9 protein-coding genes, 1 tRNA gene and 1 pseudogene are annotated in these 11544 nt (G+C 41.3%); 2 read left to right on the plus strand and 9 right to left on the minus strand.

The features are described 5' to 3' along the window. Positions 1–36: 36 nt before the first annotated feature. From PCY06_RS10440 to PCY06_RS10465, 6 genes and pseudogenes are all read right to left on the minus strand, one after another. A pseudogene (locus tag PCY06_RS10440) lies at positions 37–705 on the minus strand (DUF6287 domain-containing protein). A 235-nt stretch (positions 706–940) separates the two neighbouring features. Then, complete coding sequence (locus PCY06_RS10445; protein WP_061582816.1) at positions 941–1729, minus strand: NUDIX hydrolase; 789 nt, start codon at positions 1727–1729, stop codon at positions 941–943. A gap of 43 nt (positions 1730–1772) precedes the next feature. Beyond that, complete coding sequence (gene pnuC, locus PCY06_RS10450; RefSeq protein ID WP_061599163.1) at positions 1773–2588, minus strand: nicotinamide riboside transporter PnuC; 816 nt, start codon at positions 2586–2588, stop codon at positions 1773–1775. A 21-nt stretch (positions 2589–2609) separates the two neighbouring features. Next, positions 2610–3668, minus strand: a complete 1059-nt coding sequence (locus PCY06_RS10455; protein WP_061599161.1) for an AAA family ATPase — start codon at positions 3666–3668, stop codon at positions 2610–2612. A gap of 222 nt (positions 3669–3890) precedes the next feature. Further along, the gene (locus PCY06_RS10460; RefSeq protein WP_061582819.1) at positions 3891–6320 is read right to left on the minus strand and encodes an ATP-dependent Clp protease ATP-binding subunit; all 2430 of its coding nucleotides are present in this window, start codon (positions 6318–6320) and stop codon (positions 3891–3893) included. A gap of 6 nt (positions 6321–6326) precedes the next feature. Beyond that, a complete protein-coding gene (locus PCY06_RS10465) occupies positions 6327–6785 on the minus strand; it encodes a CtsR family transcriptional regulator (RefSeq protein WP_008809921.1) in 459 nt (152 codons plus the stop codon). A gap of 318 nt (positions 6786–7103) precedes the next feature. Between PCY06_RS10465 and PCY06_RS10470 the strand changes: the two genes are divergently transcribed. Next, on the plus strand, positions 7104–7454 hold the full coding sequence (locus PCY06_RS10470; RefSeq protein WP_008809922.1) for a hypothetical protein: 351 nt from the start codon (positions 7104–7106) through the stop codon (positions 7452–7454). 105 nt (positions 7455–7559) lie between these two features. Here PCY06_RS10470 and tsf read toward each other — a convergent pair whose 3' ends face one another. Further along, positions 7560–8603 carry a translation elongation factor Ts gene (gene tsf / locus PCY06_RS10475; RefSeq protein ID WP_008809923.1) on the minus strand — a complete coding sequence of 348 codons (1044 nt, stop codon included), beginning with the start codon at positions 8601–8603 and terminating at the stop codon, positions 7560–7562. A gap of 78 nt (positions 8604–8681) precedes the next feature. Next, entirely contained in the window at positions 8682–9464 is a 783-nt protein-coding gene (rpsB, locus tag PCY06_RS10480; protein WP_008809924.1) for a 30S ribosomal protein S2, read from the minus strand. Positions 9465–9748: 284 nt separating this feature from the next. On the opposite strand from rpsB, the gene PCY06_RS10485 reads away from it, so the two are divergent. Continuing rightward, positions 9749–9819: transfer RNA gene (locus PCY06_RS10485), tRNA-Cys, on the plus strand. Positions 9820–10045: 226 nt separating this feature from the next. Here PCY06_RS10485 and PCY06_RS10490 read toward each other — a convergent pair. Further along, on the minus strand, positions 10046–11544 hold a 1499-nt coding region (locus tag PCY06_RS10490), incomplete at its 5' end, for a G5 domain-containing protein (RefSeq protein WP_301390589.1).

The raw sequence follows: 11544 nt of genomic DNA on the forward strand, positions 1-11544 counted from the left end.
CAAAAGGAAGCCAATCGGACTTCCTTTTTGTTCTGTTTAGGGTTGAGTCACCACAACACTTGTTACTGAACCATCTGCTCCTATTGTAATCTGCAGATTGGCATTGCCTGGCCCGCTTAACTGAGCATTGTATTTGCCATCATCCAGCGTATAAGAGTAGGAAGCGATGGAATAATTAGCTGTCTTTCCATCTGCAGACTGGACTGTGAATTGGCCGTTGCCTGATACAGTCACAGTATTTCCATTGGCATCCTTCCAAGTACCAGCAGCCGCTGAGAAATCTCCATCCACCATAGTCAAGACACCTTTATAGCGAGCATTGCTGGCTGCCTGCTTATTCTGAAGCTAGCGATTGCTTTCCGATGCTTGAGCTGGTTGAGTTGCTTGACTCTGAGTATTTTGTCGACCTGAAGCTTGCTGCGTTTGTTGGGCTTGAGGCGCTTCTACAGTAGACTGTTGCTGACTGGCAGAAGCTTCGACTTGTCCAGACTGGCCAACTGCTACTTCTGAAGAAGGTCGATTGCTAGCCTTAGAAGAAGAACTAGCCTTGCTGGATGACGCAGCTTTTGAGCTAGAGGAAGTCTGAACAGTCTTGCTAGAACTAGTACTTGTTGTGCTTTCTTCTTTCTTACCACATGCCCCTAAAAGCAGACCAGAAGCTAGAACTACAACTGCCATCATTTTGGTATAAGTACGTGTTTTCATCTTTTGCCTCCTTGTAACATTTAGAAATCTTTTTGTAATGTAATTGTAATACTATGTTTTTTATTTGTCAATCATTTATATAAAATTCTTTAAAAAGTTTCTACCCAAGCAAGTTCAAGCTTCTCATGCTACTTCTTTTGTCATGAGAAATTTGCTCCTACTTATCTATTCGGCATTAAAATAAGAAAAACAGGACAATTTTGCCCTGCAAGAGAAATATATCCTCGACTTTCTTTTAAGCCGTTTTTTCTGTCTTCAGCCGATAAACTTTTCTCGGCTTCTTCTTTGGCACGCGCTTGACGCCAGCTTCTTCTAGATATTCTCCAAATTTAACTAGAAAATTATTGCTAACAATAGGTCGTCTAGGCGAGATGAGATTAACCAGCTCAGTCCCTTCATAGACAGTAAACGGTGATTCCAGCAGATGGAGAAAAGTTGGATTCCAGTCCAGTCGACCCTGAATCCGTTTAATAGATTCTAGCAGGATTTGGTAGTGGTCAAAGGCAAAGTCCTCTGCTGTCAAAAGCTGTTCACCATCCCTAAAGCTCCTTGTCTTAAAGTCCACATCAAGAAAGGTGACTTCTTTAGCATCATCGCCAGCTTGTACTTGATCTACTGCTATAGCCGGAAGATAAACCAAGTGGGAAATAGTAATGACCCAACCACGTGGATCACGTCCTGGTGTAGAAACCGTCATCAGTTGTTCCACCTTTTCCAGCGGTATCTCAAGCCCCACCTCTTCTTTGACTTCCCGAATGCAGGCTTGATAGGCATCCTCATTTTTGTCCACAAAGCCTCCGACTAGGGCATATTTATTTTGATAAGGATGGGCCTTGCGCTTGATGACCAAGAGTTTTATCTGACCTTCCACGAAGCAGTATGCCACCATATCTGCTGTTACACTCGGGGTCTCATATTTTGGCAAATCCTGAGTCTTGTACCATTCCAAAAAGGCGGATTCATCCGCCATTGTTTCATAATATTCTTTTTCTGTCATACCAGATGGAATAGCCTGTTTGGTCATAAGTATCTTATCCTTTTCTATCAAAAATCCTCCAAATCTTGCTCTAAGCTTTCTTCACTGCCTTGGTCCACTGATACCACCCGACGATACTATTGAGGGTATAGACCCAGTACATGGCCTGGATATGGAGATTGCTACCCCACCAGAGATAGATACTGAAGAGATTGGTCGCAATCCAGAAAATCCACTGCTCGCGGTAGAGGCCAGTCATGAGAAGCTGACCGATACCATTAGTCGCATCTGTCACACTATCGCGGAAAGGCCGGTGACTATGAATGCTCTTATAGGCAAAGCCCATACCAATCCAAATCAAAGCCGTCAAGGCCAGATATTTAAGCCAGCCACGCCAGTCTAACTTCTTAGCTTCAAAATGAGAAGGTTCTTCCTTATCTTGCTCATTAACCCGGTTGGACAGCCAAGTATAAAGGCCGATTGGCTGCATGATAAAGAAGTAGATTGTTGTCAGTACTTCACCATAAAAACTAGCCTTGAAGGACAATATAAGATAAATTGCCGAATTAACCGCTCCAAAAAGGTAGTTGCTAGCCCGACCCTCAGCTACTAGGATTACACAGACGATGCCTGTCCAGGAAGCAAAGAGTCCTAGCCAATCATGCTTCACCTGGCCACTGGTAAACTCCAGAATGAAAGGCAAGCTAGAAAGAGCAAGTAAGTAGAGCCATTGAGCCAAGCTACGGCCGCCAAATAGATCCTGCCAGAGCAATTTTACAATTCCCTTAATACCCAGCTTTTTAGCCGCTATATAGACATTGCGGAAATTCCGAGCAAAGGTTTGATTTTTTTGTTTCAGTCCTGTCCAGAGATCTTCAGGAGAGAGTTTTTGATTTTTGATTACCATTCTATTCTACCACTTTCTTTTTTAATCTGCTTGATAAATCCTGTTGATTGCTTCTTTGGCCATCTCATAATTGTCCAGATAACTGCCAGCTAGATAGGCAGTTGGATGATCAGGCAAGTACTGTTCTTTCAGCTTTTTCAGATAACTAGAAAAATCACTGCGTATAGCCTCATCTGCCATGCTCATATCTCGAAAGCCATCGTTGACATAGGTCCCGACTGGCTCAGCAAAGAGAATCAAATCCCATTTTTCCTTGGACAAGATGCTGACAAAGAGATTGTCAAAGGTATCTGTTTCCTCGTCTTGAACTGGACTTTCTTTCAGATAGTAATCATAGTAAGCCTTGGTCACTAGTGAATTCGTGTCAGCCACAACCAGACCACGGTTGGCGCTGCTGTCAATCAAGCGGGAAGTCTGAGCGTATTGTCCCAGAAGTAGATAATAGTAATCCTTAGGTGTCAACTCATCGTCTCGTACGTTATTTTGGATCTGGTATTCTCGAGCATATTCTAGGCTAACTGGAGCATCATAGTAGCGAGCCAAATCTTTGGCCAAGGTCGTTTTACCATTGCTGGCACTACCCATGATCAGCACTTTCTTGGTAAAGTGACGGCGGAAAGGTTGGGCCATATATTTCCAATAATGGCTAGGGTTTTCTCGAATCATTGTAGCGGAAATCCCAACATGGCGCTCTTCCAAACATGTTTCAAAACCACGCTTTGCCAGCTCCGCTTGATAGTCTGATTCTCCGACAAAGAAAATCAGTTCCTCGCCTTCTGCATCATAGCCCACCAACTCTAATAAAGCCGGCAACCACTGGTTCCAACCCAGAGGATAGCGAGGAAAGGACGTTTCATCCAGTTTGTAAACCTGAGTTAATTCATCATCTGCGAAAGTTTCCCGCGTATATCGGAAGCGCTTCTGCAGAGGCAGGCCTACTTCCTCCCCACGATCGCCTTGATAACCAGAAACCACCACGCGCACCTTGTCGTAAGAACGCTTCGCCTTCTGAATCAAATCGATATGCCCCTGATGCAAGGGAGCAAAGGTTCCAAAGACAATTGCAATTTTTTCTTTCATAATTCCACCTTTTTATTATTTTTTATATTTTTATTTTTTCTATGTTTTTATTATAAACTATATTTTTGTTTTGTCAATAGTTTTTTATAAAATTTTATAAAAATATTTTTAAACTCGAATATCAAACTTAAAATTAAAAAAGCCCTGATAATTGTTATATCAGAGCTTTCCTTATGTTTTTTTACAATTGTTCATCAAGATTACTGCGATCTTCTTTAGAATTTAGGCTATATCAAACTTCAACTGACCTGCCTTAACCCCCACTTTCAAAGTCTGACCAGCTTGTAAATCCCCAGTTAATAGCAGTTCTGCTAGTTTGTCTTCAACTTTGGTTTGCAGAGTCCTACGAAGAGGTCTAGCCCCCATTTCTACATCATATCCTTCTTTAGCTAGTAGTTTCAAGGCACTAGCTTGGAATTTTAGTTGGATATTCTTTTCAGCTAGACTGGCAACCAGAGGTTTAACCATCACTTTGACAACCTCCTGCATATGGTCTGCTGACAAGCTATGGAAGACGACTTTTTCATCAATCCGGTTAATAAATTCTGGACGGTATGTCTTTTTGAGCTCTTCTAACATTCGTTTTTCCATATTTGCATGATCCAAGCGAATGTCGCGCGCTCCAAAGCCGACCGTCTTATCATCACGCAAACTGGTTGCTCCTAGATTGCTGGTCATGATAATAATCGTATTTGAAAAATCAATCTTTCGTCCCTTACTATCAGTCAATACACCATCATCTAAAACCTGCAGAAGGACATTGAAAATATCCGGATGGGCTTTTTCAACTTCGTCAAATAAGAGGACGGAATATGGTCGGTTGCGAACTTTCTCTGTCAATTCGCCCCCTTCTTCATAGCCGACATAACCTGGAGGCGCTCCGTTGAGACGACTAGCTGCAAATTTCTCCATGTATTCACTCATATCAAAACGAATGAGAGCTGATTCGTCGTCAAAGAGGGTTTCTGCCAGAGCCTTAGCCAACTCGGTCTTACCAACCCCAGTTGGACCCAAGAACATAAAGGAACCAATCGGTCGCTTATTCGCTCGAATACCTGACTGATTACGACGAATTGCGCGACTAATAGCTGATATAGCTTCATCTTGGCCAATCACCCGCTTATGCAATTCTTCTTCTAAGTGCAAATATTTTTTAGCATCTGTCTGAGTCAATTTTTGGACTGGAATACCAGACAGGCGACTGAGAGTTGTCAGAATATCTGTTTCCTCTACCTTCAAATTACTTGATAGAGGTTGATTTTCTTCCTTGATCAAGCGACCAAGCTTATTGAACTGACCAGCTATAATTGCTCGATCTGCTGGACTCAAATCCTCTTGTGCATGACTCTGGGGACCATTGTTACGCACTGTAGCACTAGCTTCATCTAACAGATCTATTGCTGAATCCGGCAGATGCTTGCTTGTCAAATAACGATGAGCATATTTTACAGCTGTTTCAATTGCTTGATCTGTAATCGTTACCCTATGATGGGCTTCATAGTTTTCTTTTAGCCCCTTCAGGATAGCAATGCTGTCAGCCACACTTGGTTCTTCAATACTGATCTTAGCGAAGCGTCGAGATAGAGCAGCGTCTTTTTCAATATGCTTTTGGTATTCTTCTTGAGTTGTAGCTCCTATCGTACGCAGTGTTCCGCGAGCCAGAGCAGGTTTAAGGATATTCGCAGCATCCATCGTAGAGTCAATACCGCTACCAGATCCCATAATCGTATGAAGTTCATCAATAAAGAGAATGACCTTACCATCTTTCTCAATATCATCGATGATATTGTTCATACGCTCTTCAAAATCCCCACGGAAACGAGTCCCTGCCACAACGTTCATTAAATCAAGCTCTAGAACCCGCATTTTGGCTAGTTCGTGCGGAACTTGACCAGAAGCTACACGCTGGGCCAAACCGAGAGCTAGAGCAGTTTTACCAACTCCAGCATCCCCAACCAAGACAGGGTTATTCTTCGTCTTGCGACTGAGAACCTGAATCATCCGAGAGATTTCCTGATCTCGACCAACAACAGGCTCGAGCTGACCTGAACGAGCTAATTCCGTCAAGTCTCGTGTGTAATCTTCTAGACCACCACTCTGAGTAGGTGGCATCCCCATCATGTTTGCCATGTTTTGCTTGGCTTGATTAAAGCCTTTATGAAGACTGCGGATTGCTTTTAAATCATTCTTAGTCCAGCCAGACTTTTGTTCCAGGTTTCTCCGCAAATCATTAATACGCAAGACTCCTTCTTTGTCTTCATAACTAAAGCCGACAAATTCTAAAATACGAGTTGCTAGGGTTCCTCTGTCGCTGATGATAGCGTATAAGATATGTTCAGTTCCGACTTCCTTTGCGTGAGTAGCTTCGGCTATAGCTTTTGCCTCCTTAAAAAGAGTCGTCAAGCGATGAGAAAAAGGCAGGATACTAAATTGCCCTTCCTTCTGATAAGACTTTCCTACTACATGGTAAGCAGCATCCTCAAAATGATCAATTTCTAGCGGATAATCGTTTAAAACTGAGCCTGCTACGCTGTACGGATAATTAGAAAAAGCAATCAAGAGATGCCATGACTCTAAATACTCAGATTCAAAATGACTAGCCAGTTGCTGGGCTTCTTCTATACTAACAATCAAGGCTTTTGAATATTTCATTTCTATTTAAGTTCCTTTTCTATCAAGTTGTTGTAATACTTTCTTTAACATACGAGCGCGAATTATTGGAGCATCTACTCCTAAAACACAATCAGACGATATAGCCAAAAGAAGGTTGCCTTCACGTTCCGACATAATTCTTTCATCAAACAAGAGTTGAATAATATCTGTAAAGAACTGTTGGCTCACTTGCTCTCCAATACGATCGAATAACTCACATATCATCTGATGGCGGTCAGAAAACTCGACCTTTCCAATTCGAATGTAGCCACCGCCACCTCGCTTACTTTCGACAACGTAGCCCCGGCTTTCAGTAAAGCGAGTCTTAATCACATAATTAATTTGACTGGGAACAACCTGGAAGACATCAGCCAACTCGCTCCGTTTCAACTCAACCATACCTGCCTGCTCTAAAATTGCTTTAATATAGGCTTCGATATTATCTGAAGTATTCTTACCGCTCATGATCTTCCTTTCTAGTCAATCTTATTATTTTTAATCGCTCTTTCATTAAACATTAGACACTGATTTCTAGCTTCACAAAAGTATCTTTGACATTGACTATCTTTGACTAATATTATACCGAAAAAGTCCTTATTTTGAAAGGAAAAGGGATGGTAAAAGGTCTGATAATTCAAACTAGTGAAAAAGCTTTATAAAAGAGCAGATTCTTAGCTGTAACCGCTTGCAATTAACTTTTAAAGCGTTATAATATAGGTGGAAATGTACAGAAAGAATAGGTACCTTACCTATTCACAATTATCTCAAAAGGAGGAATGTCCAATGACGCTAGATTGGCTCACTTATACTCGCCACGTGCTCACTTGGTTGCTTTCAACCTTGTTCCTATACACAGTATTTTCTGCCCATTATGTCAATGTCCAGATTGCCATATTGGTTGCCTGCTTCTTTATCCCCTTCTTATTTGAACAGGCCAAGATGAAACAGAAAACAAAGTGGACTCTTAATCTACTCATTACACTCGCTACTGTGATAGGAATCCTATTCACTCAGAAGTTTAGAATTACTTTTACCTATTCTCAAATTACTCATCTCTTAATTTTTGGTATTCTTCTAATTTTTATTGATGCTGTGATTTCACATAGCAACTTGATGAGAAGAGTGGCTAAATAGAATAAAGCACATTAGAAAGCTTTTGATATATACAAGAGCTTAGGCTTATAAAGATAAAACGGGACAAAATCAATCTTGTCCCGTTCTTTTTATGATAGTAGATTCTTAGTTTTGTCCAAGAGCTGCTGCCATTGTTGCTGCAACTTCTGATTCAAAGTCGTTAGCGGCTTTTTCGATACCTTCACCAACTTCAAAGCGAGCGAACTCAACTACTGAAGCATTTACTGATTCAAGGTAAGCTTCAACTGTCTTGCTGTCATCCATGATGTAAACTTGTGCAAGAAGTGTATATGCTTGGTCAACTTTAGTGTTGTCAAGCATGAAGCGATCCATTTTACCTGGGATGATCTTGTCCCAGATCTTTTCTGGTTTACCTTCAGCAGCCAACTCAGCCTTGATGTCTTCTTCAGCTTGAGCAACAACTGCATCAGTCAATTGAGCTTTTGATCCATACTTCAAGTGCGGAAGAGCTGGTTTACCAACCATTGCGCGGCTTTCGTTATCTTGATCAATAGCATGGTTCAATTGTGCTAATTCATCTTTAACAAATTGCTCATCCAATTCTTTGTATGAAAGAACAGTTGGTTTCATCGCAGCGATATGCATAGAAATTTGTTTAGCAAGAGCTTCGTCTCCGCCTTCGATAACGGAGATAACACCGATACGGCCACCATTGTGTTGGTAAGCACCAAAGTGTTGTGCATCTGTTTTTTCGATCAAAGCAAAGCGACGGAATGAGATTTTTTCTCCGATAGTTGCAGTTGCAGATACGTATGCAGCTTCAAGAGTTTCACCTGAAGGCATTGTCAAAGCAAGTGCTTCTTCGTTGTTAGCTGGTTTGCCTTCAGCGATTACTTTCGCAGTTGCATTTACCAAGTCAACAAATTGAGCATTTTTTGCAACGAAGTCAGTTTCAGCGTTTACTTCAACTACTGCTGCAACATTACCGTTAACAAATACACCAGTCAAACCTTCAGCAGCAACACGGTCAGCCTTCTTAGCTGCTTTTGCCATACCTTTTTCGCGAAGCAATTCAATCGCTTTTTCGATGTCACCATCAGTTTCAACTAGGGCTTTCTTAGCGTCCATGACACCAGCACCAGATTTTTCACGCAACTCTTTAACAAGTTTAGCTGTAATTTCTGCCATTTTGTTTCTCCTATATTTTTTAAAAATAGGAGGGCCGGGCTAAGCCCCGCCCTCCTAGGTAATTACTAATTATTTGAATTAAGCGTTGTCGCCTTCTACAACTTCAACGATTTCTTCGATTGAGTCTGCTTGAGTTTCAGTTGCAGCCAATTCAGCTTCTACTGACTCAACACTGTCTTCACCTTGACGACCTTCGATAATAGCGTCAGCCATTTTCGCAGTGATCAATTTAACAGCGCGGATAGCGTCATCGTTAGAAGGAATGATTACATCGATATCGTCTGGATCTGTGTTTGTATCAACCATCGCAACCACTGGGATACCAAGCTTCTTAGCTTCTTTAACAGCGATTTGCTCTTTATGTGGGTCAACTACGTACATTACATCTGGGATGCGTGGCATTTCTTCGATACCACCCAAGAATTTTTCAAGACGTGCACGTTGTTTGTTAAGAAGAGCTACTTCTTTCTTAGGAAGAACTTCGAAAGTTCCGTCTTCTTCCATACGTTTGATTTCTTTCAAACGAGCTACACGTTTTTGGATAGTAGACCAGTTTGTAAGAGTTCCACCCAACCAACGGTGGTTGATGTAGTATTGACCAGCGCGTTCTGCTTCATCTTTTACAGCTTCAGCAGCTTGCTTTTTAGTACCAACAAACAAGATGATTGCATCGTTTGCAGCTGCATCACGGATGAAATCATATGCTTGGTCTGCATATTTTACAGTTTGTTGCAAGTCAATAACGTGGATACCGTTACGCTCTGTGAAGATGTACTTAGCCATCTTAGGGTTCCAGCGACGAGTTTGGTGACCAAAGTGAACACCAGCCTCAAGAAGTTGTTTCATTGAAATTACTGCCATGAGTAAATTCTCCTTTTTGTTTTTTTCCTCTTTTAGATTTCAGCTCGCAGGACAACCCAAGGGCAACAGTCCCACAATTCATCTAAAATGAGTATTTTGCCATTTGCACGGCATCTATTATGATAACAGAATTTCAAGGATTTGACAAGCTCTTTTGCTTTATTTTTCCTCGAAAACCTTGATTTTATCAGCATTTATTTTTCTAGTTTTCAGTATTATTTCATTTTCTTAGAATCAAGTGTATTGACGAAAGTCCTTTTTTAAGGTAAAATAGTAAAGGTTAAGGCGGTATAGCCAAGTGGTAAGGCACGGCTCTGCAAAAGCTTGATCGTCGGTTCAAATCCGTCTACCGCCTTATATAACCTGATTTATCAGGAAGCATCTGAACACAAAGCTCGTAAGATCGGGCTTTTTTCTTTCCCTTTAATGCTAAGATTTTGAGTCTAACTATTACGTTAGGATTCAAAAAGAGGCTGAGATATTATCTCAGCCTCTTTTCTATTTAACATTTGCTGGTCCCTGTTTTTAGAAAAGCAACGGGAGATTAAGCACAAATGCCTTATATTTTTTCAACCTAATTCTTAGTGTTTTTTACGACGGAAGTTAAAGAAGGCCGTTACACTTGCAAGAACAAGTCCTAATAGAGCCACAAGGCCATTTGCATGTTCACCAGTGTTTGGAAGGTTCTTCTTCTCTTCTGCGTTTCTATTTACTCTAGAGTATTGAGGTTGTTGTGGACGGTCTGTTTGACCTGATTGACTACTTGTAGCAGCATCTGATCCTGGTTTCGCTTGATCTTTAGGATCTTGAACTTTACCAGTTGAATCCTTTTGACCTTGTCCTTTAGAATCTTGAGCTTTGTCTGATGGATCTTTTTGATCTTGACTAGCATTTGATTGGCTGCTACCAGATTCCTTAGTACCAATTTCAACTACTTGAGTGATTGGTGTTTTCGTAATCTGTTCGTCTCTGACAACTCGGCTTGTTTCAACACCATTTGTCTTAGTAATTGTGTAGACAACAGTCTTTTCACCATCAACACCAGCAATCTTGATCCGTTTTGTTCCTTTTGGAAGATCTGGATTGCTTAAAGTGATAGTGCCATGGTAAATAACTTGAGTTTCAGTCACGTTTTCAGTTGTAACAACTGGAGCAGTAGCTTTCTTAGTACCTACTTCAACAACTTCATCAACTGCTGGAGTTGTGATAGTGTTGGATTTCTCTACACGACCTGTTTCAACACCGTCTGCGTAGGTTACTGTGTAAACAATGGTACGAACACCCTTCTTACCTGAAGTTGTCACATTGCGGACACCTTCTGGAAGGGCTGGATTTGGAACTTCTTTGACTTGGAAGTCTACTTCTTCAGTCTTAGTTTCTTCCTTAGTGGTAATGACTGGACCAGTACCTTCTTCGATGACTTCGTCAACTGCTGGTTTTGTCACGGTTTCTGACTTCTTAACCTTGCTAACTTCTTGGCCATCAGCTTTCGTAACAGTATAAGTTACTTCCTTCTCTCCATCTACACCTTGAACTTTTACGTTTCTTGTGCCTTTTGGTAAAGCTGGATTTTGCACTGTAGAGCTACCATGTTTGATAACTTCTTTTTCTACTACTTCTTCAGTTGTAGTAACTACGCCTTTCTTAGTACCTACTTCAACGACTTCATCAACTGCTGGAGTTGTGATTTCGTTTGATTTCACTACACGACCTGTTTCTTTGCCGTCAGTGTAGGTTACTGTCTCAACGATTGTACGAACACCTTTTTTACCTGGAGTTGTTACATTGCGGACACCTTCTGGAAGGGCTGGATTTGGAACTTCTTTGACTTGGAAATCTACTTCTTCTGTCTTAGTTTCTTCCTTAGTGGTAACAACTGGAGCTTTCTTAGTTCCTACTTCAACAACTTCATCAACTGCTGGAGTTGTGATTTCGTTTGATTTCACTACACGGCCTGTTTCTTTGCCGTCAGTGTAGGTTACTGTCTCAACGATTGTACGAACACCTTTTTTACCTGGAGTTGTTACATTGCGGACACCTTCTGGAAGGGCTGGATTTGGAACTTCTTTGACTTGGAAAT

The organism is Streptococcus sp. SG1, assembly GCF_030439935.1.
GTDB lineage: Bacteria > Bacillota > Bacilli > Lactobacillales > Streptococcaceae > Streptococcus > Streptococcus gordonii.

Excerpts from the sequence above, each read along its gene's own strand:
- PCY06_RS10445 (WP_061582816.1), bottom strand. The coding sequence starts at position 1,729 with ATGACCAAACAGGCTATTCCATCTGGTATGACAGAAAAAGAATATTAT.
- pnuC (WP_061599163.1), bottom strand. The coding sequence starts at position 2,588 with ATGGTAATCAAAAATCAAAAACTCTCTCCTGAAGATCTCTGGACAGGA.
- PCY06_RS10455 (WP_061599161.1), bottom strand. The coding sequence starts at position 3,668 with ATGAAAGAAAAAATTGCAATTGTCTTTGGAACCTTTGCTCCCTTGCAT.
- PCY06_RS10460 (WP_061582819.1), bottom strand. The coding sequence starts at position 6,320 with ATGAAATATTCAAAAGCCTTGATTGTTAGTATAGAAGAAGCCCAGCAA.
- PCY06_RS10465 (WP_008809921.1), bottom strand. The coding sequence starts at position 6,785 with ATGAGCGGTAAGAATACTTCAGATAATATCGAAGCCTATATTAAAGCA.
- PCY06_RS10470 (WP_008809922.1), top strand. The coding sequence starts at position 7,104 with ATGACGCTAGATTGGCTCACTTATACTCGCCACGTGCTCACTTGGTTG.
- tsf (WP_008809923.1), bottom strand. The coding sequence starts at position 8,603 with ATGGCAGAAATTACAGCTAAACTTGTTAAAGAGTTGCGTGAAAAATCT.
- rpsB (WP_008809924.1), bottom strand. The coding sequence starts at position 9,464 with ATGGCAGTAATTTCAATGAAACAACTTCTTGAGGCTGGTGTTCACTTT.